Annotated in this window: 20 protein-coding genes and 1 tRNA gene; 7 read left to right on the top strand and 14 right to left on the bottom strand. The window is 66.7% G+C overall.

Annotation, left to right across the window (positions count from 1 at the left end):
• Positions 1–96: 96 nt before the first annotated feature.
• Positions 97–1,110: a DUF2891 domain-containing protein gene (locus B2W55_RS21725; RefSeq protein WP_024584345.1), complete on the bottom strand. Its 1,014-nt coding sequence runs from the start codon at positions 1,108–1,110 to the stop codon at positions 97–99.
• Entirely contained in the window at positions 1,107–2,048 is a 942-nt protein-coding gene (locus tag B2W55_RS21720; protein WP_244442313.1) for a hypothetical protein, read from the bottom strand. The genes B2W55_RS21725 and B2W55_RS21720 overlap by 4 nt, the downstream gene beginning before the upstream one ends.
• A gap of 49 nt (positions 2,049–2,097) precedes the next feature.
• Here B2W55_RS21720 and B2W55_RS21715 point away from each other — a divergent pair, with 49 nt between their 5' ends.
• From B2W55_RS21715 to trxA, 4 genes are all read left to right on the top strand, one after another.
• Entirely contained in the window at positions 2,098–3,036 is a 939-nt protein-coding gene (locus B2W55_RS21715; RefSeq protein WP_244442312.1) for a LysR family transcriptional regulator, read from the top strand.
• A 79-nt stretch (positions 3,037–3,115) separates the two neighbouring features.
• Positions 3,116–6,262, top strand: a complete 3,147-nt coding sequence (gene addB / locus B2W55_RS21710) for a double-strand break repair protein AddB (RefSeq protein ID WP_024584342.1) — start codon at positions 3,116–3,118, stop codon at positions 6,260–6,262.
• Complete coding sequence (gene addA / locus B2W55_RS21705; protein WP_024584341.1) at positions 6,256–9,732, top strand: double-strand break repair helicase AddA; 3,477 nt, start codon at positions 6,256–6,258, stop codon at positions 9,730–9,732. Before addB ends, addA begins: the two co-directional genes overlap by 7 nt.
• Positions 9,733–9,848: 116 nt before the next feature.
• On the top strand, positions 9,849–10,169 hold the full coding sequence (gene trxA / locus B2W55_RS21700; protein ID WP_016847387.1) for a thioredoxin: 321 nt from the start codon (positions 9,849–9,851) through the stop codon (positions 10,167–10,169).
• Positions 10,170–10,224: 55 nt separating this feature from the next.
• Here the strand turns inward: trxA and B2W55_RS21695 are convergent, their stop codons facing one another.
• From B2W55_RS21695 to trpA, 4 genes are all read right to left on the bottom strand, one after another.
• Positions 10,225–10,965: a metallophosphoesterase family protein gene (locus tag B2W55_RS21695; protein WP_024584340.1), complete on the bottom strand. Its 741-nt coding sequence runs from the start codon at positions 10,963–10,965 to the stop codon at positions 10,225–10,227.
• A gap of 48 nt (positions 10,966–11,013) precedes the next feature.
• Entirely contained in the window at positions 11,014–12,258 is a 1,245-nt protein-coding gene (locus B2W55_RS21690) for a bifunctional folylpolyglutamate synthase/dihydrofolate synthase (protein WP_244442314.1), read from the bottom strand.
• A 95-nt stretch (positions 12,259–12,353) separates the two neighbouring features.
• Positions 12,354–13,295 (bottom strand): acetyl-CoA carboxylase, carboxyltransferase subunit beta, encoded by a 942-nt coding sequence (gene accD / locus B2W55_RS21685; RefSeq protein WP_024584338.1) that lies wholly within the window; start codon positions 13,293–13,295, stop codon positions 12,354–12,356.
• A 104-nt stretch (positions 13,296–13,399) separates the two neighbouring features.
• The gene (gene trpA / locus B2W55_RS21680) at positions 13,400–14,236 is read right to left on the bottom strand and encodes a tryptophan synthase subunit alpha (protein ID WP_024584337.1); all 837 of its coding nucleotides are present in this window, start codon (positions 14,234–14,236) and stop codon (positions 13,400–13,402) included.
• Positions 14,237–14,308: 72 nt separating this feature from the next.
• Between trpA and B2W55_RS21675 the strand changes: the two genes are divergently transcribed.
• Positions 14,309–14,653, top strand: coding sequence for an endonuclease domain-containing protein (locus B2W55_RS21675; RefSeq protein ID WP_024584336.1), 345 nt, complete (start codon positions 14,309–14,311; stop codon positions 14,651–14,653).
• 79 nt (positions 14,654–14,732) lie between these two features.
• On the opposite strand, the gene trpB is transcribed toward B2W55_RS21675, so the two are convergent.
• The 8 genes from trpB to aroA all read right to left on the bottom strand — a co-directional run bounded on the left by trpB (position 14,733) and on the right by aroA (position 22,945).
• Positions 14,733–15,950, bottom strand: coding sequence for a tryptophan synthase subunit beta (gene trpB / locus B2W55_RS21670; protein WP_024584335.1), 1,218 nt, complete (start codon positions 15,948–15,950; stop codon positions 14,733–14,735).
• Complete coding sequence (locus B2W55_RS21665; RefSeq protein ID WP_024584334.1) at positions 15,947–16,606, bottom strand: phosphoribosylanthranilate isomerase; 660 nt, start codon at positions 16,604–16,606, stop codon at positions 15,947–15,949. Before B2W55_RS21665 ends, trpB begins: the two co-directional genes overlap by 4 nt.
• 75 nt (positions 16,607–16,681) lie before the next feature.
• Positions 16,682–17,068, bottom strand: coding sequence for a LapA family protein (locus B2W55_RS21660; RefSeq protein WP_024584333.1), 387 nt, complete (start codon positions 17,066–17,068; stop codon positions 16,682–16,684).
• 74 nt (positions 17,069–17,142) lie between these two features.
• On the bottom strand, positions 17,143–17,472 hold the full coding sequence (locus B2W55_RS21655) for an integration host factor subunit beta (protein WP_024584332.1): 330 nt from the start codon (positions 17,470–17,472) through the stop codon (positions 17,143–17,145).
• 174 nt (positions 17,473–17,646) lie between these two features.
• Entirely contained in the window at positions 17,647–18,624 is a 978-nt protein-coding gene (gene sppA / locus B2W55_RS21650) for a signal peptide peptidase SppA (protein ID WP_024584331.1), read from the bottom strand.
• Positions 18,625–18,879: 255 nt separating this feature from the next.
• The gene (gene rpsA / locus B2W55_RS21645) at positions 18,880–20,589 is read right to left on the bottom strand and encodes a 30S ribosomal protein S1 (RefSeq protein ID WP_024584330.1); all 1,710 of its coding nucleotides are present in this window, start codon (positions 20,587–20,589) and stop codon (positions 18,880–18,882) included.
• A gap of 392 nt (positions 20,590–20,981) precedes the next feature.
• Positions 20,982–21,611: a (d)CMP kinase gene (gene cmk, locus B2W55_RS21640; protein ID WP_024584329.1), complete on the bottom strand. Its 630-nt coding sequence runs from the start codon at positions 21,609–21,611 to the stop codon at positions 20,982–20,984.
• The gene (aroA, locus tag B2W55_RS21635) at positions 21,608–22,945 is read right to left on the bottom strand and encodes a 3-phosphoshikimate 1-carboxyvinyltransferase (protein WP_024584328.1); all 1,338 of its coding nucleotides are present in this window, start codon (positions 22,943–22,945) and stop codon (positions 21,608–21,610) included. The genes cmk and aroA overlap by 4 nt, the downstream gene beginning before the upstream one ends.
• A 146-nt stretch (positions 22,946–23,091) precedes the next feature.
• Between aroA and B2W55_RS21630 the strand changes: the two genes are divergently transcribed.
• Both B2W55_RS21630 and B2W55_RS21625 read left to right on the top strand, forming a co-directional pair.
• Positions 23,092–23,499, top strand: a complete 408-nt coding sequence (locus B2W55_RS21630) for a TIGR02300 family protein (protein WP_024584327.1) — start codon at positions 23,092–23,094, stop codon at positions 23,497–23,499.
• A gap of 97 nt (positions 23,500–23,596) precedes the next feature.
• A tRNA-Ala gene (locus tag B2W55_RS21625) sits at positions 23,597–23,672 on the top strand.
• The last annotated feature ends 16 nt before the right edge of the window (positions 23,673–23,688 follow it).

Genomic DNA, 23,688 nt, shown 5'->3' with positions numbered 1-23,688 from the left:
CCCCTCACCCGATTTGCTACGCAAATCGACCTCTCCCAAGGGAGAGGTGAACTTTCGACGCCGCCCAAGCTCACCCGAATCTCATCCGCCGTCGCGTCACTCATCAGCATCGATGGCGAGCACTGCAAAACTCGCCAGCCAGTGTTCGCCCATATAGTCGCCGGCGATATGCGGCAGGCCTGCATCGAGGTGGTGTCGTGCGGCGTCCCGCAGGATTGGGCGACGCGCATCGGCTTCAGGCAATGCGGCGGCCAGGGCGCGCCAGCACCATGCACGGCTGAGATTGAGCCCATCGAGATGCGCAAGCTTGCCGTCGGTGCGATCGGTGACCGTCGCGGGGTGGAACAAGGTTGCGGGCTCGTGCTGCGCCAGGCGCGGCAGGAAGCGGTCGAACCAGGGCAGGAAATCGCTGGGCGATAGTAGTCGCCGCATGCACTCCGCTTCGATCAGCGCAGACGATTGGAAATCGTCGCCGCTCGGCTCGCCCCAGGCGGGGCAGTCCCGATCGGCGCCATACCAGCGCAGCGCCGTCTCGCGCAGCAGCGCGCCGAACGCATCGTCCTTCGTCGCGGTGGCGTAGTCGGCCGCCATGCGCAGCCCAAAGGCGGTGTTGAAATGGGTGCCGACCCGCACCGGATAGGTCGCGAGCGGCAGGAAATCGCGAAAGCGCTGCGCGAAAATCCCGGCGAGTGGAGCGATCCGCGCGCGCCACCGCGTCTCATCGAACAGCCAGAGTTCGGCCGCGAGCTTCAGCAACCAGCCCCAGCCATACGGGCGCTTGAAGCCGCGTGCGGTCGGGGCCGCGAGATAGGCGCATTCGACCGCGATCTTCTCGGCGACGAACTGTGCATCGAACAACGCGCGGATCTCGTCCGCGACGTCCGATGACGGATAGCGCCGCAGCAGCCGGGCGAGCATCCAGTAGCTGTGGACGCAGGAGTGCCAGTCATAGCTGCCGAAGAACACCGGATGCAGGTCGCGCGGCGTGCGCGCATCCTGCGGCCCGGCCAGCACGTGATCCGGCTTGTTCGGATATTCGCGACCGACATGGCCGAGCGCGATGCGGGCGAAACGAACCGCGAGCTGTTCGGTCAGGGACGTTGCGGTCATGGTGAGGAGCTCTCCTCGCGCCGAACCAGCATCTCGATCAGGCGCGGTGCAATATAGATCGGAAACTGCGTCGCGGCGAAGAACAGCGTCGTCATCGGCGAAGCCGCTGCGCCCATCGCCGACCAGACCAGCCCGACATTGCGGTTGCCGAGAATGAGCCCCGCGGTGAGCCGTTCGGCCAGAGAGCCCGGCGTGAGCACCGCGCCAAGCACTTGCAGCGCAAGATTGCAGGCGAGGGCAAGGCCGACACAGATGGCTGCGGCACGCGGCTGTGCTGCGATCTGCGCACGCACCCCGGCCATGGTGGAGATCGCAAACAGCAGCAGCGAGGCGAGTACGAACGCGTCGATGATGCGCGAATGCCGCGCCAGTTGCGCGCCGGCCTGACGGCGAAGCAGCAACGCCAGCGCGCTCGCACTGCCGAGCAGCAGCGCCAGCCGGGCGGCGAGCGCCAGCGGATCGAGCGCGAGACCGGCAAATCCCGCCGCGATCAACGGCACGGTGACCGGCGCCAGCGCCATCGACAGCAGCGTCACGGCAAGCGGCACGGTGCCATCGAAGCCAAGCATCCGCGCCACCGCCGCGGTGCCGCTCGACGGCGGCGCGCAGACCGACAGCACCAGCGCGACGACCAGTTCGGTCGGCAGCCCGGCACCGCGCGCGGCGAAGCCGATCGCGAGCGGACAGACCAGCATCGCGAGCGCCGGCAGCAGCAGCCAGACCAGCGGCCGCCGCAGCGCACGACGGAACGCCGCGCCATCGACCTGGAGGAAGGTACCGAGCACCAGGACGAAGATCGCCGCCGCCATCAGCGGGCGCATGCTGTCGGCCAGGACAGGAAAGGCCAGTCCGGCCATCACGCCGACGATCAGCAAGGTCGGCCCGCGCGGCATCAGCCTTGCGAATGATCGTCCCTGATCCTGCCGCCCTGTCGTCATGACCAGAGCTATAGGCGCGGCCAAATCATTGTTGAAATCGATTATTTCCATGACCATTATTGCTTATATGAATTTAGCCGCCGTCGATCTCAATTTGCTGGTCGCCTTCGAGGCGCTGATGGAGGAACGCCACGTCACCAGGGCAGCCGAGCGGATCGGCCTGGCCCAGCCATCGATGAGCAGCGCGCTGCGGCGGCTGCGCGCATTGTTTGCCGACGAATTGTTCCTGCGCGCGGGCGCCGGCATGCAGCCGACCGAAAAGGCATTGGCGCTGGCCGGGCCGATCGGCGAGGCGCTGCGGCAGATCCGGGGCGCGCTGGCACCGGATCAGGGCTTCGATCCGGCCACGGCGCGCAGGCGCATCAGCATTGCCGCGACCGACTACGGCGATCTCGTGCTGGTGCCGGAACTGACCCGCCTGTTGCGCATGGAGGCGCCGGGTATCGACCTTGCCGTGCGTCCGCTCACCGATCCGACCGTGGCCCTGGCGAAACTCGAGCGCGCCGAACTCGACGCGCTGATCGGTGGCCATCTGCCGGACTCACCGCGCTGTGTCCGGCAGCGGCTGTTCGAGGAGCGCTATGTCTGCATCCGCGACGCGGCGCGCGCCAGCCCATCGGAACGCCTGAGCCTGCAAGACTATGCCGGCCTGCCGCACGCGCTGTTCTCGGCGGCCGGCGGCGACGGCCTGCCGAGCGTGATCGACGCGCTGCTGGCGCGGCATGGGCTGAAGCGGCGGCTCGCCGTGACGCTTGCGCATGTGGTGGCCGTTCCGTTCAGCGTCGCGGGCACCGATCTGATCGCCACCATGGCCGAACGCATCGCCCGGCGCTTCACGCAGCTCGCCGACATCGCCATCGTCGCGCCGCCGATCGAGATCCCACCCTTCGCCATCGACCTGATCCATACCAGCCGCGCCGCTGACGATCCGGCGCTGCGCTGGTTCCTGGATGCGGTCGATCGCTGCGCCGGCCGGCTGCGGTGTTGAGCGGTGACGGATGATCGACAGGGGTGGCGAACGATGGCCGCCGCTCCCTATATTGGCGCCTGATCGAATCAGGCAGCTCATGCGCGTTTTCAGCGTTCCCGTTTCCGTGCCATTCCTGCGCACCGTCATCTCGGCGTTGGTCGATGGCCGGCTGGTTGCGGGATTCGAGGCGCGCAACGATCCGGCCAAGCTCGCCAACGCGACGCTGTATCTGCCGACCCGCCGCGCCGGCCGGCTGGCGCGCGAAATCTTCCTCGACGTGCTCGATTCCGATGCCGCGGTGCTGCCGCGCATCGTCGCGCTCGGCGACATCGACGAGGACGAGCTGGCTTTCGCCGACCAGACCGACGATGTCGGCGGCGCCGCGCCGCTGGAGATTCCGCCTCGGCTCGGCGAGCTCGAGCGGCGGCTGACCTTGGCGCATCTGGTTGCCGCCTGGGCCAAGACGCCGGTGTCGGCGCCGCTGGTGGTCGGCGGCCCGGCCTCGACCTTGCAACTCGCCGGCGACCTGGCGCGGCTGATGGACGACATGGTGACGCGCGGCGTCGACTGGCGCGCGCTCGACCGCCTGGTGCCGGACCAGCTCGACAGATACTGGCAGCATTCGCTCGACTTCCTGCGCATCGCCCGCGACGCCTGGCCGAACTACCTCAAGGAAATCGGCCGGATCGAGCCCGCGGCGCGGCGCGATATTCTGATCGAGGCGGAAGCGGCGCGGCTCGCCGCGCATCACGCAGGTCCGGTGATTGCGGCCGGTTCGACCGGCTCGATGCCGGCGACCGCCAAATTCCTCCACGTCGTAGCGAAGCTGCCGAACGGCGCCGTGGTGCTGCCCGGGCTCGACACCGATCTCGACGAAGCGTCCTGGGACACGATCGGCGGCGAGCACGGCGACGATGGCCGCTTCACCCTGCCGCCGTCGTCGAACCATCCGCAATTCGCGATGCACGCCTTGCTCGACCGCTTCGGCATCAAGCGCCGCGATGTCGAGAGCCTTGCCGCCCCCGCGCCGCTCGGCCGCGAGGTGCTGGTGTCGGAGACGATGCGTCCGTCGACCGCGACCGCGCAGTGGCACGACCGGCTCGAAAGGCCCGAGATCGTGGCGCGGATTGCCGCCGGGATGACCAACCTCACCGTGGTCGAGGCGCCTAATCCGGAAATGGAGGCGCTCGCGATCGCGGTCGCGATGCGCGAAGCCCGGCATCTCGGCAAGTCAGCCGCGCTGGTGACGCCGGATCGCGCATTGGCGCGCCGCGTGATGGCTTCGCTGACGCGCTGGAAGCTGGAGTTCGACGATTCCGGCGGCGACGCGCTGATGGAAACGCCGGCCGGCGTGTTCGCCCGCCTCGCCGCGGAGGCTGCCGCCAAGGGGCTGGAGCCGCCGACCTTGCTCGCTCTGCTCAAGCATCCGCTGTTCCGGCTCGGCGGCGCGCATGGGACGCTCAGGCGTGCGATCGAGGTGCTGGAAATCGCGCTGCTGCGCGGCACGCGACCGCAACCGGGGACCGGCGGACTTGCGCGCGACTTCGCGCGCTTCCGCGCCGAGCTGGTCAAGCTGCATGGCGGCGAGATCTCGTCGCTGCACGCGATGGAGCCGCGCGCCCGGCTGCGCGACAACGAGCTCAATCAGGCCGAGGACCTGATCACCAGATTGCAGGCGGCGCTGGCGCCGCTCGAACGCATGGCGTCGTCGAAACAACATGATTTCGCCGAGCTGGCGGCGCGCCACCGCGAGGCGCTGATCGCGCTGTCGGCCGACCATAACGGCGTCGCCATCGTGTTCGAGGAGCGCGCCGGCGCGGCGCTGGCCTCTGCCTTCGACGAGCTGCTCGCCAAGCAACAGCCGAGCGGGCTGATGACTCCGCTGTCGGATTATCCCGAGGTGTTCCAGACGGCGTTCGCCGACCGCATGGTGCGGCGGCCGGAATCGGCGCGCGCGCAGCTCAACATCTTCGGTCAGCTCGAGGCCCGTCTGACCGAATCCGATCGCGTCATCCTTGGCGGCCTGGTCGAGGGCGTCTGGCCGCCGGCGCCGCGGATCGATCCCTGGCTGAGCCGGCCGATGCGGCACGAGCTCGGGCTCGATCTTCCCGAACGGCGCATCGGCCTGTCCGCGCACGACTTCGCGCAACTGCTCGGCCATGACGAGGTGATCCTCACCCATGCCGCCAAGGTCGGCGGCGCGCCGGCGGTCGCCTCGCGCTTCCTGCACCGGCTCGAAGCGGTGGCGGGCGAAGCGCGCTGGAAGGCCGCGACATCGGCCGGCGAAACTTACGTGCAATATGCCGCCGAGCTCGACCGGCCCGACAAGGTCGAGCCGATGCCGCAGCCGGAGCCGCGGCCGCCGCGCGAGGCGCGGCCGCTGAAGATGTCGGTTACCGCGATCGAGGACTGGCTGCGCGACCCCTACACGATTTACGCGCGCTATATCCTCAAGCTCGATCCACTCGATCCCGTCGACATGCCGCTGTCGGCGGCGGATCGCGGCTCCGCGATCCACGAATCGCTCGGTGAATTCACGCAGGTTTACGCCGACGCGCTGCCTGACGACATCAAGAGCGCGTTGCGCGACATCGGGGCCAAGCATTTTGCGCCGCTGATGGAGCGGCCGGAGGCGCGCGCGCTGTGGTGGCCACGCTTCCAGCGCATCGCGGCGTGGTTCGCCGAATGGGAGCAGGCGCGGCGCGGCGGCATCGACGCCATCAAGGCCGAGATCCGCGGCGAGATCGGCATTCCGCTCGACGATGCCAGGACATTTGTGCTCTCCGCACGTGCCGATCGCATCGAGCGGCGCGACGACGGCAGCTTTGCGATCCTCGACTACAAGACCGGCCAGCCGCCGACCGGCAAACAGGTGCGCATGGGGCTGTCGCCGCAGCTGACGCTGGAGGCCGCGATCCTGCGCGAGGGCGGCTTCGCCGACATTGCGGCCGACTCTTCGGTCGGCGACCTCGTCTATGTCAGGCTGAGCGGCAACAATCCGCCGGGCGAGCAGCGTTCGCTGGAATTGAAGATCAAGACCAGCGACACGCCGCAGCCGCCCGATGAGGCCGCCGACAGCGCGCGGCGCAAGCTGGAAGCCCTGATCCGCGCCTTCGACGACGAGAACCAGGCCTACACCTCGCTGAACCTCTCGATGTGGGCGAACCGCTACGGCGCCTATGACGACCTTGCGCGGATCAAGGAATGGTCCGCCGCCGGTGGCCTGGGGATCGAGGAATGGTGAAGGCGCCCCGCCCTATCCCGCCCGCGGTGCGCGACGCGCAGGCGCGCGCGTCCGATCCGAAGGCCTCGACCTTCGTGTCGGCCAATGCCGGCTCGGGCAAGACCCATGTGCTGGTGCAGCGCGTGATCCGCCTGCTGCTGTCGGGCGTGCCGCCGGAGAAGATCCTCTGCATCACCTTCACCAAGGCTGCCGCGGCCAACATGGCCGAGCGCGTGTTCACGACGCTCGGCCATTGGGTGACGCTCGATGACACAGGTCTCGATGCCGCAATCCGCGAGGCCGGCATCGCCCATCCATCCGCTTCGCTGCGGCGCGAGGCACGAAAACTGTTTGCCTGCGCGCTGGAGACGCCCGGCGGCCTGAAGGTGCAGACCATCCACGCGCTGTGCACCCGGCTGCTGCAACAATTCCCGTTCGAGGCCAACGTGCCGGCGCGCTTCGCCGTGCTCGACGACCGCGACCAGAACGAGATGATGGAGCGCGCCAATCTCGCCGTGTTCCTGGAGGCGTCGCGGATTCCCGACAGTGCGATCGGCCGCGCGTTGCGCACGGCGATGGCGAATGCTGCCGACGTCACCTTCAAGGAGGTGGTCCGCGAGGCCTGCCTCAGCCGCGACCATTTCATGGCCTGGACCGATGCCGCCGGCAACGCCACGGCCGCCGCCGCGCAGATGTCGGCGGCGCTCGGCGTTTCCACCGAGGATCGGATCGAGGACGTCGAGCGCGAGATCGTCGACGGGCCGAACCTGCCGCGATCGAGCTGGAAGGAGATGGCGACGCTGCTCGACACCAGCAGCAAGGCGGATCAGAAGCAGGCCGAGCGGTTGCGGGCGGCGCTGACCTTCACCGGCGCGGCGCAGGTCGACGAATATCTCGGCGTTTTCCTGACCGACGACCGCGCGCCGCGCGCCTCCGTCATCACCAACAATTTCATCAAGAAGAATGCGGTCGCGGGCAACAGGTTCGAGGCCGAGATCGATCGCCTCGGCCCGTTGATCGAACGGCGCCGTGCGGTGGTGGCGCGCGACCGCACCGAGGCGCTGATCCATATCGCGACCGCGGCGGCGGCGCATTACCGGCGCGAGAAGCTGGAGCGCGGCCTGCTCGACTATGACGATTTGATCGACAAGACGCTCGCGATGCTCGACCGCGTCTCGTCGGGCTGGGTGCATTACAAGCTCGACCGCGGCGTCGATCACGTGCTGATCGACGAGGCCCAGGACACCAGCCCGCGGCAATGGGACATCGTCGCGCATATCATCTCGGAGTTCACCTCCGGTGCCGGCGCGCGCGACGGCCTGGTGCGCACGGTGTTTGCGGTCGGCGACGAGAAGCAGTCGATCTTCTCGTTCCAGGGCGCGGCGCCACGCGAATTCGACCTGCGCCGGCGCGAGCTGAAGCGGCGGTTCGAGGAGGCCGGGCTGAAATTCGATCCGGTATCGTTCACCTATTCGTTCCGCTCCGGGCCGGTGATCCTGCATTCGGTCGATCACGTGTTCCGCGAGCAGGAGATCTTCCGCAGCATCCATGCGGTGGAGAACGGCTATCCGATCCACAACGCGATGACTGACGCCGGCCCCAGCCTGATCGAGTTGTGGGACCTCGCTGTTGCCGACGACCGCCAGGACATCGAAGGCTGGCGCGCGCCGTTCGACGGCGTCGCGATGACCAGCCCCGAGGTGAAGCTGGCGCGGCGCATCCAGGCCGAGATCAAGCGCCTAGTCACCAGCGGCACCATGACCGGCAGCGCCGGCGGGCGGCGGCCGTTGCGCTATGGCGACATGCTGATCCTGGTGCGGCGGCGCGGCAACGCCTTCGACGCGGTGATCCAGGCGCTGAAGCACGCGGGCATTCCGGTCGCCGGCGCCGACCGGCTGAAGCTGACCGAGCACATCGCGATCATCGATTTGATGCACCTCGCCGACGCGCTGCTGCTGCCGCAGGACGATCTCGCGCTCGCGGTGGCGCTGAAGAGCCCGCTGTTCGGCCTCGACGACGACGATCTGTTCAAGCTTGCGTATCAGCGCCGCGGCTCGCTGCGCGCGGCCCTGGCCGCGCAGGCCGCGACCGACGAGCGATTTGCGGCCGCGCTGCGGCGGCTCGAACACTGCGAACGTCGCTTCACCCAGGAGACGCCGTTCGCGTTCTATGCCTGGCTGCTCGGCGGCGACGGCGGGCGGGCCCGCATGCTGCGCCGGCTCGGCCACGAGGCCAATGACGCGCTCGACGAGTTCCTCGAACTCGCGCTGAGCTATGAGCGCAAGGCGCCGGCCTCGCTGCAAGGCTTTATCGCCTGGCTGCGCGCCGCCGATACCGAGGTGAAGCGCGACATGGAGATCTCGCGCGACGAGGTCCGCGTCATGACCGTGCACGGCGCCAAGGGCCTCGAAGCATCGGTGGTGTTCCTGGTCGACACCACGACCTCGCCATCGGATACCCAGCGGCTGCGGCTGATCCACCTGCCGCAGGGCAATGCCGCGCCGAACGCACCCGGCGTCGTGGTGTGGGCCGGCAAGAAGGCCGAGGATCCGCCCGCCGTCGCCGACGCGCGCAAGGCGATGCTCGGCGACACCGAGGACGAATATCGCCGCCTGCTCTATGTCGCGATGACCCGCGCCGCCGACCGCCTCATCGTCGGCGGCTGCATGCCCGGCAACATGAACACGGTGCGGAAATCCTCCTGGTACGATCTGATCACCAAGGGTCTCGCCAATGCCGGGCTCAGGCTCGAGGAACTGGAGACGCCGGCCGGCAAGGTGATGCGCTATTCGCGGCCGGATGACGCGGGCGACCTCACCGGCGCACCTGCGACGGCAGCCACAGCGTCGATTGCGCTGCCGTCCTGGCTGCGCACCGCAGCCGCCCCTGAAGCGGCCGCCGCGGGCGTGCTGCGTCCGTCCGATCCCGCCGATGACGACGGCCACAAGATACGATCAGGCGAATCGGTGCTGTTGCGCGCCCGCGCCCTGCAACGCGGCACGCTGGTGCATCGCCTGCTGCAATCGCTGCCCGACATCGCCCTGGAGCGGCGGCTCGGCGCAGCGCTCGGCTATCTCGGTCGCAACGCCGATGGCTGGAGCGAGGACGAGCGCGCGGCGCTGGCCCGGCAAGTGGTCGCCCTCACCGTCGATCTGCGCTTCGCGCCGGTATTTGCCCCCGGCAGCCGTGCCGAGGTGTCGATCGTGGGCCGGCTGGAGCGGCCGGGACAGCCCAAGGCGCTGGTCTCGGGCCAGATCGACCGGCTGGTGGTGACCCCGAATGAGGTCCTGATCGTCGATTTCAAGACCAACCACACCCCGCCGAAGACCGCCGCCGAGGCCCCCAGGGGCTATATCCGGCAGCTCGCGCTGTACCGTGCGGTACTGGCGAAGCTTTATCCCCAACGGATCATCCACGCCGCCCTGCTCTGGACCGAAACCCCTGAAATGATGGAGATTTCCGCCTCCGCGCTGGACGCCGGGCTGGCATAAGGTCATGTCGGCGTGAGCAAGCTTGACCCGGCAAGGGGGCGTTCATACGTTTGCCCCATGCTCCCGGGCGCGATTCTCCGCGGCGCCCTTTTGTCTCAACTGAACGAGGTACTCCCATGGCCGTTGGCAAGGTTTCTGACGCCGATTTCGAAGCCGAGGTGCTCAAGGCGACCGGGCCGGTGGTCGTCGACTTCTGGGCCGAATGGTGCGGCCCCTGCCGCATGATCGCGCCCGCGCTCGATGAGATTTCCGGCGCGATGGGCGACAAGGTCAAGATCGTGAAGCTCAACGTCGACGAGAGCCCGAAGACCGCGTCGAAGTATGGCGTGATGTCGATCCCGACCCTGATGATCTTCAAGGGCGGCGAGATGGCGTCCCGTCAGGTCGGCGCTGCGCCGAAGGCGAAGCTACAGCAGTGGATCACCGCTGCGGTCTGACCCGGTTTGAATTAGCTGATTTGCGACACGGCCGGCGAAAGCCGGCCGTTTTGTTTTACCTGATCCATCCGGTCGCGAGCGCCGAGGCGAGTTCGGCCTCGCCATTGCGCCGTGCCAGCGCCGCCATCGCGGCGTGGTCGTAGGGGATATGGCGGAAGGTCACGTCCCAGTCGCCATCGATCTGTTCGAGGATGGCGTAGCGCGCATCGGGCGAGCCGGCTTCCACGACATGCGGATGCGGCTTGCCGGCGCGGTAGCCAGGCGAGCCGACGCTGCCGGGATTGACGATCAGCCGGCCGTCGCCAAGCCGCACCACGCGCGCGAGATGCGTGTGCGCGCACAGGATCAGCGACTGCGTCACGCCGGCCGCTTTCGCTGCGATCGCTTCCAGCGGAGACATCAGCACCTCGCCGCCCGGCAGCACGGTGTCGAGCCAGTAGGTCTCGTCATCCTGCGGTGTCGCGTGACAGAGGAAGACCTCGTCGCGATAGACCGCATGCGCCGGCAGCGTGCGCAGCCAATCGAAATGCGCCGGCGCGAGCTGGGTGTAGGTTCGCCGCTCCCAGGAGCCCATCTTCTCGTGCGGGCGATCGATCAGATAGCGGTCGTGATTGCCGAGCAGATGGACCGCATCGAGCGCCATCAGCCTATCGATGGTCGGCCGCGCGTCGAGCGGGCCGCTCACCATGTCGCCGAGATCGACGATGTCGGAAATGCCCTGCGCGCGAATGTCGGCGAGCACCGCTTCGAGCGCGAGATGATTGCCGTGAATGTCGGCGATCGCAGCAAATCGCATGATGTCTCGTCCTCCCACATGCGCACCGCATCCGGGACGCGCGACCACTTATGCAGGAGGCGTGCCGTTGGCCGCAAGCACGGGGCCGGCCAGATACAATGAGCCGGTGATCAGGATGCGCGGCGGCACCTCATAGGCCAGCATCGCGAGCCGTTGCAGCGCGGCGTCGACGCCGGGTGCGATCTCGACACGCATGCCGAGCGCGCGCGCGGCATCGGCAAGCTTCTCCGGCGCCATGCCGTTGTCGCGGCCGGGCACCGGGACCGCGATGATGTGGCGGGTCAAGCCGGCGAAATTGGCGAGGAATGCGCCGGCATCCTTGTTGGCCATCATGCCTGCGATCACGACCAGCGGCCGCGACACGCGCTCCTCGAGATCGCCGAGCGCGGCGGCCGCAACCCGGCCGCCCTCGGCATTGTGGCCGCCATCGAGCCAGACCTCGGAGCCCTGCGGCCCCTGGCAGACCAGCGTGCCGGAGACCAGCCGCTGCATCCGCGCCGGCCATTCCGCATTGACGATACCGGCCTCGAAGGCGGCGATATTGAGCTTGAACGTCTCGATCGCGCGCAACGTCGCGATCGCAAGGCCGGCATTGTCGAACTGATGCCGGCCGAACAGTTTTGGCGCGGCGAGATCCATCAGGCCGCGTTCGTCCTGATAGACCAGCCGGCCGCGCTCGACGCCGACATGCCATTGCTGGCCGGCGGCATGCAGCGGCGCCCGCATGCGGTGCGCCTCCGCCTCGATCACTGCCATCGCATCGGGCGCCTGCTCGGCGCACACCACCGGCACCTTGCGCTTGATGATCGCGGCCTTCTCCCCGGCGATCAGGGCCAGCGTGTCGCCGAGGAATTCCATGTGGTCCATGCTGACCGGCGTGATCACCGAAGCCAGCGGCGTCTCGACCACATTGGTCGAATCCAGCCGGCCGCCGAGGCCGACCTCGAGCAGCACGACATCGGCCGGATGCTTGGCGAACAGGCAGAACGCGACCGCGGTTTCCATCTCGAAAATGGTGATGGGATTGCCGGCGTTGATGCGCTCGCAATGCTCGAATGTCGCGCGCAGCTCGTCGTCGCCGACCAGCTTGCCGCCGCCGACCGCGCCGAGCCGGTAGCATTCGTTGATCCGCACCAGATAGGGCGAGGTGAAAACGTGCACCCGCAGGCCCGATGCTTCCAGGATCGCGCGCAGATAGGCGACCGTCGAGCCCTTGCCGTTGGTGCCGGCGACATGGATCACCGGCGGCAGCTTGCGCTCGGGATGATCGAGCCGCTCCATCAGGCCGCGCATCCGATCGAGGCTGAGATCGATGCGCTTCGGATGCAGCGCCGATATCCGCGCGATCAACGCCTCGAACGGGGCCTGCGATGGGGCGGCGCCTGCGGTCACGCGTGCGGCGCGGCCGGCACCGTCTCCGGCGCCGTGACGATCTGGGCCGGCTCGTTGACCGGTGTTGCGGGCTTCGATGCGGTTTCCAGCGCCGGCGATTTGGTGAACAGGCGGCACAGCCGCGCCAGCGTCGCCTTCATGTCGTGGCGATGCACGACCATGTCGACCATGCCGTGCTCGCGCAGATATTCGGCACGTTGAAAGCCTTCCGGCAGCTTCTCGCGGATGGTCTGCTCGATCACGCGCGCGCCGGCAAAGCCGATCAGCGCGCCAGGTTCGGCGATCTGGACGTCGCCGAGCATCGCATAGGAGGCGGTGACGCCGCCGGTGGTTGGATTGGTCAGCACCACGATATAGGGCTGGCGCGCCTCGCGCAGCATCTGCACGCCGACCGTGGTGCGCGGCATCTGCATCAGCGATAGGATGCCTTCCTGCATCCGCGCACCGCCGGATGCTGCGAACACGATGAAGGGTGATTTCTTCTCGACCGCGAGCTCGAGCCCGCGCACCATCGCCTCGCCGGCGGCCATGCCGAGCGAGCCGCCCATGAAGTCGAAATCCTGCACCGCGACCACGACGCCGGCACCTTCGAGCTTGCCGTAGCCGACCTTGACCGCGTCGTTCAGCCCGGTCTTGGTCCGTGCATCCTTGATGCGGTCGACATATTTGCGCTCGTCGCGGAACTTGAGCGGATCGGCCGTCACCTCGGGCAGCGCGACATCGAACCAGGTCTCGTTGTCGAAGATCGACTTCAGCCGCGCCACCGCGCCCATGCGCATGTGGTAGTTCGAGCCGGGAATCACGAACTGGTTGGCCTCGACGTCCTTGTAGAACACGAGCTGTCCGGAATCCGGGCACTTGATCCAGAGATTCTCCGGCGTCTCGCGACGCAGGATGTTGCGGATCTTCGGCCGGACGACGTTGGTGAGCCAGTTCATGGTTCGCTCCGAAATGCGGGTCGGTCCCGCATCAGCTGGATATATGGCGGGCCGGGCGAACCCGGCAAGCCGCCGTCTGCGGCCTTGTTGCCGCAAAATGTGGCTTATTCAGCGGCCTGCTTGGCGCCCCGGACCCCCTGGGCCAGCGCGGACACCAGGTCCGCGACCGCGCTCACGGTCTTCGGCGTCGCGCGGCCCTCGGCATCGAGGCTGCCCTTCAGGGCGTCGACCAGCGCGGTGCCGACCACGGAGCCATCGGCGCTCTCGGCAATCGCACGCGCCACATCCGGCGTCCGGATGCCGAAGCCGACACAGACCGGTAGCGCGGTGTGCCGCTTGATGCGCGCCACGGCCGCTCCAACGACCTTCGAATCGGCCGCGGCGCTGCCGGTGATTCCGGTGACCGCGACGTAGTAGACAAAGCCCGAGGTGTTGGCGAGCACCGCCGGCAGCCGCTTGTCGTCGGTGGTCGGCGTCGCCAGCCGGATGAAGTTCAGCCCGGCCTTGATCGCGGGGATGCAGAGCTCGGTGTCTTCCTCCGGCGGCAGGTCGACGATGATCAGGCCATCGACGCCGGCGGTCTTGGCATCGGCCAGGAAGCTGTCGACGCCGTAGATGTAGATCGGATTGTAATAGCCCATCAGCACGATCGGAGTGGCGTTGTCCTCCTTGCGGAAGTCGCGGACCATCGCGAGCGTCTTCTTCAGCGTCATGCCGCCCTTGAGCGCGCGCAGCCCGGCCGCCTGGATCGACGGGCCGTCGGCCATCGGATCGGTGAACGGCATGCCGATCTCGATGACGTCGGCGCCGGCCTTCGGCAGCGCCTTGAGGATGTCGAGCGAAGTTTTCGGGTCGGGGTCGCCGGCCATCACGAAGGTGACGAAGGCGGAGCGGCCCTGCTGCTTCAGCTCGGCGAAACGTGCGTCGATACGGGTGGTCATAGTGTGACAGTCGCTGTGCTATACCTCTCCCCTCCGGGGAGAGGTCGGCTGCGTAGCAGCCGGGTGAGGGGGATGGAGCGGTTCAAGGCAAGAGCGCGAAGCCTCCGCGCGTCGCAGACAAACGCCGAAGCGAAGCTTTGGCAAGCACTGCGCAATCGTAGGCTAGCGCGATGGAAATTCCGTCGCCAGCATCCGATCGACCGATACGTCGTCGATTTCGTCACGCTCGACGGCAAACTGATCGTGGAAGTCGACGGCGTAACACACTCCACGTCATCAGAGCTGAAACGCGACGAAGCCAGGACCAAAGTCCTCGAAGCTTGCGGCTTTCTCGTCGTGCGGGTTACCAACACCGATGTGTACGAGAATCTCGAGGGTGTGCTCGAGATGATCGAAACGTCGCTGCGGTTCGAATGATTGGAGAGACCCCTCACCCGGCTGCTGCGCAGCCGACCTCTCCCCGACGGGGAGAGGTGAGAGAAGCGCATCCAGCCCCTCACTTCTGCCTCGCCTTCAAGATGTCGCCGACCTGCGGCACGTCCTTGTCGCCACGGCCCGAGAGATTGACCACCATCAGGTGATCTTTCGGCCGCTGCGGCGCGAGTTCGGACAATTTCGCGATCGCATGCGCGGATTCCAGCGCGGGAATGATGCCTTCGAGCCGCGACAGCAGCTGGAACGCGGCCAGCGCTTCCTCGTCGGTCGCCGAGAGATACTTCACGCGGCCGGTCTCGTGCAGCCAGGCGTGCTCGGGGCCGATGCCGGGATAGTCGAGGCCGGCCGAGATCGAATGCGCTTCCTCGATCTGGCCGTCGGCGTCCATCAACAGATAGGTGCGGTTGCCGTGCAACACGCCGGGACGCCCGCCGGCGAGCGAGGCCGCATGCAGCTGCGTCAGCCCGTGGCCGGCCGCCTCGACCCCGAAGATCTCGACCGAGGGATCGTCGAGGAACGGATGGAACAGGCCCATCGCGTTGGAGCCGCCGCCGATGCAGGCGATCAGCGAGTCCGGCAGGCGGCCTTCGGCGTCATGCATCTGTGTGCGCGTCTCGTTGCCGATGATCGACTGGAAATCGCGCACCATCATCGGATAGGGGTGCGGGCCCGCGACCGTGCCGATGCAATAGAAGGTGTTGTGCACGTTGGTGACCCAATCGCGCAGCGCATCGTTCATCGCGTCCTTCAGCGTGCGCGCGCCGGACTGCACCGGGACCACCTTGGCGCCCAGCATCTCCATGCGGATCACGTTCGGCTGCTGCCGCTCGACATCGACCGCGCCCATGTAGACCACGCATTCGAGTCCGAACCGCGCGCACAGCGTCGCCGTCGCCACGCCATGCTGGCCGGCGCCGGTCTCGGCGATGATGCGCTTCTTGCCCATGCGGCGCGCGACCATGATCTGGCCGAGCACGTTGTTGACCTTGTGCGAGCCGGTGTGGTTGAGCTCCTCGCGCTTCAGATAGATCTTGGCGCCACCGAGATGCTCGGTGAGCCGTTCGGCGAAATACAGCGGCGACGGCCGGCCGACATAGTCCTTCAGATAGACGTTCATCTCGGCCTGGAACGCCGGATCGGCCTTGGCGTCGGCATAGGCCTTTTCCAGGTCGAGGATCAGCGGCATCAGCGTTTCCGCGACGAAGCGTCCGCCGAAAATGCCGAAATGCCCGCGCTCGTCGGGACCGCTGCGGAAGGAATTGGGCAGGTTTTGATTCATCGAACCATCAGTTCTTGGGTTGCGCGCGCGGCGCGGATGAAGGCGCGGATCAGCTCGGGATCCTTGACGCCGGGCACGCTCTCGACGCCCGACGAGACGTCGACGCCGCCGGCACGGGTGACCCGGACGGCCTCAGCGACATTGCCGGCGTTGAGCCCGCCAGAGACCATGTAAGGCAGCGCCAGATCGAGATGTTCCAGCACATGCCAATCGAACGGCGCGCCGAGACCGCCCGGCCGCGTCGCATCCTTCGGCGCGCGGGCATCGAACAGGATGCGGTCGGCGACGCTGGCATAGCCCGGCAGCGGCGCCAGATCGGCCGAGGTCTCAACCGGCAGCGCCTTCATCAGTGGCAGGCCGAATTTCTGCTTGATGTCGCGCAGCCGCGCCGTGGTCTCCTTGCCGTGCAGTTGCAGGATATCCGGCCGCAGCGTCTCGACGATATTTTCCAGCGTCGCGTCGTCGGTATCGACGGTCAGCGCGACCTTCACGGCGCGGCCCTTGGCCTGTTTGCCGAGCTCGCGCGCGGTCTCGAGGCTGATATGGCGCGGCGACGGGGGAAAGAACACGAACCCCACCATGTCCGCGCCGCCGTCGAGCGCGACGTCGAGCGTCTCGCGCGTAGACAGGCCGCAGATTTTGACGAGCAGGGGCATGGTCTCGAAACGGGTCTCAAAACGGGCTTTTGGGCGGCCGGAACCGGGATGAACCGCGTGCCGACGGGGCGGGTTCTACAACGTCGCGCCCTGCTTGTCTCGCCCGTTGGGCCCGTAAAAACCGAGCTGGGCCGGAGCCGGGCGGCGCTGCGCGTCGTCCCGGGAGGCAGCCGCCCTGAGATCGGCGAGCTCGGCGCGAACGTGGCGGGCGTCAGCCTCGTGCTGGCGGGCCGCGCGACGCCAGCGCCCCTGCTTGAACCAGGTCGCCACGCCGCCCGCGATCACGCCCAGGATCGCGGAGACGATGATGACGACGAACAGCGGCAGTGTGACCGCAACCGTCGGCGTCACAGAGTTGAACGGATCAAACGACACCGTCACCCAGTGACGGTTGGCCACCGCGAAGATCAGGAAGATCAGTCCGAGCGGAATGACGACCACTGCCGTGAAGAACTTTCGCATGACCATCTCTCGCAGCGATGGAGAAAGTACGGGCGCATCACCCGCAACACGGCAACGGCGACGCGTCAGCCCTGTTAAGCGTCAGCCTTGGACGCGTCGATCTTGGAGGCTTCCGCCTCGGTCACGTCGCGATTGAGGCGTTCGCGCATTTCCTTGCCGGTCTTGAAGAACGGCACGCTCTTCTGGTCGACCGGCACGTGCTCGCCGGTGCGCGGATTGCGGCCGGCGCGCGCCGGGCGATGCTTCACCGAGAACGCGCCAAAACCACGCAGTTCGACGCGGTCGCCACGCGCCAGCGCCGCAACGATTTCATCGAGAATCGCATTCACAATGTTCTCGACATCCCGCTGATAGAGGTGCGGGTTGTGCTCGGCGATACGCTGAACAAGTTCGGATTTGATCATCGAAAATGGGATCCCGGCTCTTGCGGAGAACCATTTCCGTGAAAATGCCGTGCACTGTCAAGACGCTAAATCGATTTAGGGCGCCGTGAAATCGCGTGACAAATAGCCCAATTGGGGCATGCGGCGATTCCCGCAGAGCGGGAATTCATCGGAGAACACGCCTTTGACAATCGTTCAGTTGGTTCCCGCCGGGCTCCACAGCGCCAGCATGCCGTCGAGCCCGAGCCGGTCGACCGCCTGACCCACGCCACCCTGCTCGATCCGCCGCGCAATGGCGCCCAGGCCCAATGCATCGAGCGTGACCGACGCTGCGGTGCGCAGGAAGGTCAGGTCGCTGAATCGCGGATTAAGGCTGTAATTGCGCACCGGAAGGTCGCTTTTGACCTTCTTCTCCGCAACCAGCCAGGCGATCGCGGTCTTCTCGTCGCCGAGCTGATCGATCAACTTGAGATCGACCGCCTGGCGGCCGGTGAAGACGCGCCCGTCGGCGACTTTCTCCAGAAGAGCGTCGTCCATGCCGCGCCGTTCCTTCACCAATCCACGGAACCATGCATAGGAGTCCTTGACCAGACCATCGATCGCCGCGCGGGCCTCCGGGCTGGTCGGCTCGAAACCATTGGGCGCCGCCTTCAGCGGTGAAGATTTGATTTCTTCCATCTTCACGCCGACGGTCTTGAGCAATTCAGAAACGTTCGGAAACTGGAACAGCACGCCGATCGAGCCGACCAGCGAGGTCTGCTGGGCGACGATATGATCGGACGCGATCGCCGTGATGTAGCCGCCGGAGGCAGCCAGTCCCTCGACCACGACGACGAGCGGCTTCTTCGCCTTCAGCTGCATCAGCGAGTCGTAGAGCTGCTCGGAGCCCGCGGTGGTGCCACCGGGCGAATTGATGTGCACGACAACCGCCGCGTAGCTCGACTTGCCGAGCCGCTCCAGCGCCTCGACGCGCTCCTGGTCGCTGCGGATCAGCCCTTCGATATTGATCCGCGCGATCGCGTTCGACGTCGAGAAGGCGCCACGCCCGCCGGCGGCGATCACACCGACGCCGACGATCGCCACGATCGCGATCACCGCAGCGGCGACACGCCAGAATGTCAGCTTGCGCCTGATACGGCGGCGGTCGACGATCACGTCCGAATCCAGCGACATCCGATCTCTCCAGGGATGGTCAGCGCGCAACCCGCGTTTTGCAGTCACAGCGTCACTATCAGCTTAGCCAGATACATCAATTGCGACGCAATATGAAGAAAACAAGGCTCGCCGCAGGCGCTACGTTCGTAGTGAAACCACAGCCCGGATGGAGCCAACGGGGGCTACGGGCTCCGGTATTGCTGCGCACGGCCTCAAACAAAAAGGCCCCGGCTTGCGCCGGGGCCTGATCGATCGCGTCGGATGAGCCAACGCTTACTTGTCGTTGCCGCGATTCTTGAGCGCGGTGCCGAGGATGTCGCCGAGTGTCGCACCCGAATCGGAGGAGCCGTACTGGGCGATGGCTTCCTTCTCTTCGGCGACTTCGAGCGCCTTGATCGACACCTGCACCTTGCGGGCCTTCTTGTCGAACTGGATGACGCGGGCATCGACCTTCTCGCCGACGGCGAAGCGTTCGGCGCGCTGGTCGTTGCGATCGCGGGCCAGTTCGGAGCGCTTGATGAAGGTGGTGAACTCGGTGCCCGAGATCCGGACCTCGATGCCGCTTTCCTTCACTTCGAGCACTTCGCAGGTCACGACCGCGCCCTTCTTGACGTCGCCCGGCTCGGCGAAGGGGTCGCCTTCGAGCTGCTTGACGCCGAGCGAGATCCGCTCCTTCTCGACATCGACGTCGAGCACCACGGCCTTGACCATGTCGCCCTTCTTGAAGTTGTCGATGACCTGCTCGCCCGGAAGCTTCCAGTCGAGGTCGGAGAGATGGACCATGCCGTCGACATCGCCGTCGAGGCCGAGGAACAGACCGAACTCGGTCTTGTTCTTGACCTCGCCTTCGACCACCGAGCCGACCGGGAACTTCTCGACGAAGACTTCCCAGGGATTGCGCATGGTCTGCTTGAGACCGAGCGAGATGCGGCGCTTGACCGAATCCACTTCCAGCACCTGCACTTCGACTTCCTGCGAAGTCGAAACGATCTTGCCGGGGTGCATGTTCTTCTTGGTCCACGACATCTCGGAGACGTGGATCAGGCCTTCGATGCCCGGCTCGAGTTCGACGAACGCGCCGTAGTCGGTGATGTTGGTGACGCGGCCGGTGAAGCGGGCACCCAGCGGGTACTTGGCTTCGATGCCCTGCCACGGATCATCCAGCAGCTGCTTCATGCCCAGCGAGATGCGGTGCGTCTCGTGGTTGATCTTGATGATCTTGACCTTCACGGTCTGGCCGATGGTCAGCACCTCGGTCGGGTGGTTGACGCGGCGCCAGGCGATGTCGGTCACGTGCAGCAGGCCGTCGATGCCGCCGAGATCAACGAACGCACCGTAATCGGTGATGTTCTTGACCACGCCGTCGATCACCTGACCTTCTTCGAGGTTCTGCACCAGCTCCTGGCGCTGCTCGGCGCGGGTCTCCTCGAGAACCGTGCGGCGCGACACCACGATGTTGCCGCGGCGGCGGTCCATCTTGAGGATCTGGAACGGCTGCGAGTTGTTCATCAGCGGCGCAACGTCGCGGATCGGACGGATGTCGACCTGCGAGCGCGGCAGGAAGGCCACCGCACCGTCGAGGTCGACCGTGAAGCCGCCCTTGACCTGGTTGAAGATGACGCCGTTGACCTTTTCGTTGTTCTGGAACGCCTTCTCGAGCTTGCCCCAGCTTTCCTCGCGGCGCGCCTTGTCGCGCGACAGCACGGCTTCGCCGAGCGCATTCTCGATACGGTCGAGGAACACCTCGACGGTGTCGCCGACCTTCAGATCGCTTTCACGGCCGGGGCCAGCGAATTCGCGCAGCGCGACGCGGCCTTCGGTCTTAAGGCCGACGTCGATGACGGCCATGTCTTTCTCGATCGCAACAACCTTGCCCTTGATGACCGAGCTTTCCTGCAAATTGCCGCCGGCAAAGGACTCATCAAGCATCGCCGCGAAATCGTCGCGGGTCGGGGAATAGGAAGACGCAGAATTCGAAACCATTTGTTCTCCAGGTGCGGGATCTCGCCGGCCGTTCGGGTTGATGGGCGCACCGCGCGTGAAGTGTCAGGGTTCCGCAAACCCTGACGACCGCTCGTTGCGGGAGGTGCAACAGCGGGCCGGCAGTAAAACTGCACGCTCGGTACGTTTGATAGTCCGGAGCCTGAAGCGAAAATATCGACTGCAAGACCTGGGAGCGGGCGTTCCTCCAGATGCGGCGTCAGTTTTGCTTGAGGATGGCTCAAACCCGGCGCCGGCCCGCTCAGACACGGCCTCGACATGGTCGATGGTGGTCCGAACGGCGCTGATATAGCCCTGAGGCCTGCTTTCGGCAAGCAGGAAATGCCCCATTTTGCTGGGTTTTCGGGCCGAAAGGGCGTTTTCGCGCCGGCACCCTAGCGCCTGGCGCGCGCGGCCTCGACGATGGCGATGGCGGCGCGGACCCCGGCCTCGATGTCGAGGTTGGAATTGTCCAGGGTGTGGGCGTCGGGGGCCGGCCGCAACGGCGCAACGGTGCGGTTCTGGTCCCGTTCGTCGCGCTTGAGAATGTCGGCGAGCACCGCCGCCTCGTCGGCGTCCTCGCCGCGGGCCCGGGCCTCCAGCGTGCGCCGGCGTGCCCGCACCTGGGGATCGGCGACCACGAAGATCTTCACGTCGGCGTCGGGGCAGATCACGGTGCCGATGTCGCGCCCATCCAGCACCGCACCGGGCGGATCGGCGGCGAACTGGCGCTGGAAGCTGACCAGCGCCTCGCGCACCTTGGGAAAGGCCGAGACGACGGATGCGCCCTCGCCGACCTTCTGGGTCTTCAGGATCGGATTGCCGAATTTCTCGGGGTCGAGCTCGAGTGCCACGGCCACCGCCAGCGCCTCATCGTTGAGGTCGGCGCCCTGCGCCATCATCGCATAGGCCACCGCGCGGTAGATCACGCCGGTGTCGAGATGCCGATAGCCGTAATGGTGGGCAAGCCGCTTGCCGAGCGTGCCCTTGCCGGAGGCGGCGGGTCCGTCGATGGCGATGATCATGCGAAGTCGGCTCCGAGCGTGCGCATCATCGGGATGAAATCCGGGAAGCTGGTGGCGATGAAGCCGGTGTCGTCGATCTTGACCGGCTGATCCGCAGCACAGCCCATCACCAGCGCCGACATCGCGATGCGATGATCCATGTGGGTGGCAACCAGGCCGCCGCCCGGAACATGGCCGCGGCCCTCGACGATCAGATCGTCGCCGGAGACCTCGACCTTGACGCCATTGACGCGCAGCATGTCCGCGGTCGCTTCGAGCCGGTCGGACTCCTTGACCCGCAGCTCCTGCAGGCCGCGCATGATCGTGGTGCCTTCGGCGAAGGCGGCGGCAACCGCGAGCACCAGATATTCGTCGATCATCGACGGCGCGCGCTCCGGCGGCACCTCGACGCCCCTGAGCTTCGAGGCACGCACACGTAGCTGCGCCATCGGCTCGCCGGCATCGCCGCGCACGTCGCTCTCCTCGATCGAGGCGCCCATCTCGCGCAACGTGGTGAACAGGCCGGTACGCAGCGGGTTGGTCATGACGTCGGCAAACACCACGTCGGACCCCTCGACAATCAGGGCCGCCACGATCGGGAACGCCGCGGAAGATGGATCCGCCGGCACCACGACATTGCCGCCATGCAACTCGGGCTCGCCGTTCAGCGTGATCCTGCGGCCGTGGCTGCCTTCCTTCTCCGACGTGATCTCGGCGCCGAAATGCTTCAGCATCAACTCGGTGTGGTCGCGGCTCGCTTCCTGCTCGATGACCGTGGTGATGCCGGGCGCGGACAGGCCGGCCAGCAGCACCGCCGACTTGATCTGGGCCGAGGCGACCGGGGTCTTGTAGACGATCGGCACCGGATAGCGGGCGCCATGCAGGGTGAGCGGCAGCCGGCCGCCCTCCTTGATATCGCTGGTGCGGGCGCCCATCAGCTCGAGCGGATCGAGGATGCGGCGCATCGGCCGCGACCGCAGCGAGGCATCGCCGTCGAAGACGGCCGCGATCGGACAGCCCGCCACCGCGCCCATCACCAGCCGGCAGCCGGTGCCCGAATTGCCGAAATCGAGCGGGCCGGCGGGCTGGGCGAAGCCGCCGACGCCGACGCCTGCGACCGACCAGGTGAACGGCGCCGTGCGCTCCACCTTGGCGCCCAGCGCGCGCATGGATTTCGCGGTATTGAGGACGTCCTCGCCCTCCAGAAGGCCGGAAATGCGGGTTTCGCCGACCGAAAGCGCCCCCAGGATCAGGGCGCGGTGGGAAATCGACTTGTCGCCGGGAACGCGGACCTTGCCGGCCAGGGGGCCGCAAGCGCGCGATTCCAGCGGGGTGGGGGTGTCAGAATGGGCCAAGATCGTGTCCTCTCGCGCCGCGGCAGGTATCACATGGGCAACACCGCGTCACGCGCCCGTCACTTGCGCGCAAACCGCTATTGACAGCGGCTCCTCAACTAGCCAAGTGAAGCACCGTTTTTCAGCAAAATTCTGGGATGACCACGTTGGCCAAGTCCGAGCTCGGAACCAAGCGCATTTGCCCGACCACGGGCAAGAAGTTCTACGACCTCAACAAGAATCCGGTGATTTCACCCTACACCGGTGAGGTCGTGCCGATCGCGCCCGTCGCGCCGCCGCGGGGCCGTGGCGCCACCGTCAATTCGCCCGCGACCGCCGCCGACATGCCGGAGCCCGCCGAGGCGGAAGAAATGGTCTCGCTCGAGGAGGCCGATGCCGAGGAGAACACCGGCAAGGTCAAGGCGCAGGTTCCCGAATCCGAGGACGATATCGAGGTCGATGAGACCATCGATGACGATGATGACGACGATTCGACCTTCATCGCCGACGAGGAAGAGGGCGATGAGGACGTCACCGACATCATTGGTGACGTCGGAGGCGACGAAGAGACTTGAGATCGCCGCCGATCTGTGATCAACGGTGCATCCTCCGGAGTCGCCTAGGACCCGGAGGCCGGGCAGAATCCTGAGGGGTCCGCCCAAACTGGACTAAGGGGCCATAGCTCAGCTGGGAGAGCGCTTGCATGGCATGCAAGAGGTCGGCGGTTCGATCCCGCCTGGCTCCACCACGCTTCGCCCTTCGGG

Origin of the sequence: Bradyrhizobium sp. UBA2491, from assembly GCF_002341725.1 — a bacterium.
In the GTDB taxonomy this organism is placed as follows: Bacteria; Pseudomonadota; Alphaproteobacteria; order Rhizobiales; family Xanthobacteraceae; genus Bradyrhizobium.
This window is presented reverse-complemented; position numbering and strand designations above follow the sequence as displayed.

What these genes read in the sequence shown, in the direction of transcription:
- rpsA (WP_024584330.1), bottom strand. Translation starts at nt 20,589, where the DNA reads ATGGTTTCGAATTCTGCGTCTTCCTATTCCCCGACCCGCGACGATTTC.
- sppA (WP_024584331.1), bottom strand. Translation starts at nt 18,624, where the DNA reads ATGTCGCTGGATTCGGACGTGATCGTCGACCGCCGCCGTATCAGGCGC.
- accD (WP_024584338.1), bottom strand. Translation starts at nt 13,295, where the DNA reads ATGAACTGGCTCACCAACGTCGTCCGGCCGAAGATCCGCAACATCCTG.
- B2W55_RS21665 (WP_024584334.1), bottom strand. Translation starts at nt 16,606, where the DNA reads ATGCCCCTGCTCGTCAAAATCTGCGGCCTGTCTACGCGCGAGACGCTC.
- cmk (WP_024584329.1), bottom strand. Translation starts at nt 21,611, where the DNA reads ATGATCATCGCCATCGACGGACCCGCCGCCTCCGGCAAGGGCACGCTC.
- B2W55_RS21720 (WP_244442313.1), bottom strand. Translation starts at nt 2,048, where the DNA reads ATGACGACAGGGCGGCAGGATCAGGGACGATCATTCGCAAGGCTGATG.
- B2W55_RS21715 (WP_244442312.1), top strand. Translation starts at nt 2,098, where the DNA reads ATGACCATTATTGCTTATATGAATTTAGCCGCCGTCGATCTCAATTTG.
- B2W55_RS21660 (WP_024584333.1), bottom strand. Translation starts at nt 17,068, where the DNA reads ATGCGAAAGTTCTTCACGGCAGTGGTCGTCATTCCGCTCGGACTGATC.
- trxA (WP_016847387.1), top strand. Translation starts at nt 9,849, where the DNA reads ATGGCCGTTGGCAAGGTTTCTGACGCCGATTTCGAAGCCGAGGTGCTC.
- B2W55_RS21725 (WP_024584345.1), bottom strand. Translation starts at nt 1,110, where the DNA reads ATGACCGCAACGTCCCTGACCGAACAGCTCGCGGTTCGTTTCGCCCGC.
- trpB (WP_024584335.1), bottom strand. Translation starts at nt 15,950, where the DNA reads ATGAATCAAAACCTGCCCAATTCCTTCCGCAGCGGTCCCGACGAGCGC.
- trpA (WP_024584337.1), bottom strand. Translation starts at nt 14,236, where the DNA reads ATGACCACCCGTATCGACGCACGTTTCGCCGAGCTGAAGCAGCAGGGC.
- addB (WP_024584342.1), top strand. Translation starts at nt 3,116, where the DNA reads ATGCGCGTTTTCAGCGTTCCCGTTTCCGTGCCATTCCTGCGCACCGTC.
- B2W55_RS21655 (WP_024584332.1), bottom strand. Translation starts at nt 17,472, where the DNA reads ATGATCAAATCCGAACTTGTTCAGCGTATCGCCGAGCACAACCCGCAC.
- B2W55_RS21695 (WP_024584340.1), bottom strand. Translation starts at nt 10,965, where the DNA reads ATGCGATTTGCTGCGATCGCCGACATTCACGGCAATCATCTCGCGCTC.
- B2W55_RS21675 (WP_024584336.1), top strand. Translation starts at nt 14,309, where the DNA reads ATGGAGCGGTTCAAGGCAAGAGCGCGAAGCCTCCGCGCGTCGCAGACA.
- B2W55_RS21690 (WP_244442314.1), bottom strand. Translation starts at nt 12,258, where the DNA reads ATGCGCGGCCTGATGGAGCGGCTCGATCATCCCGAGCGCAAGCTGCCG.
- addA (WP_024584341.1), top strand. Translation starts at nt 6,256, where the DNA reads ATGGTGAAGGCGCCCCGCCCTATCCCGCCCGCGGTGCGCGACGCGCAG.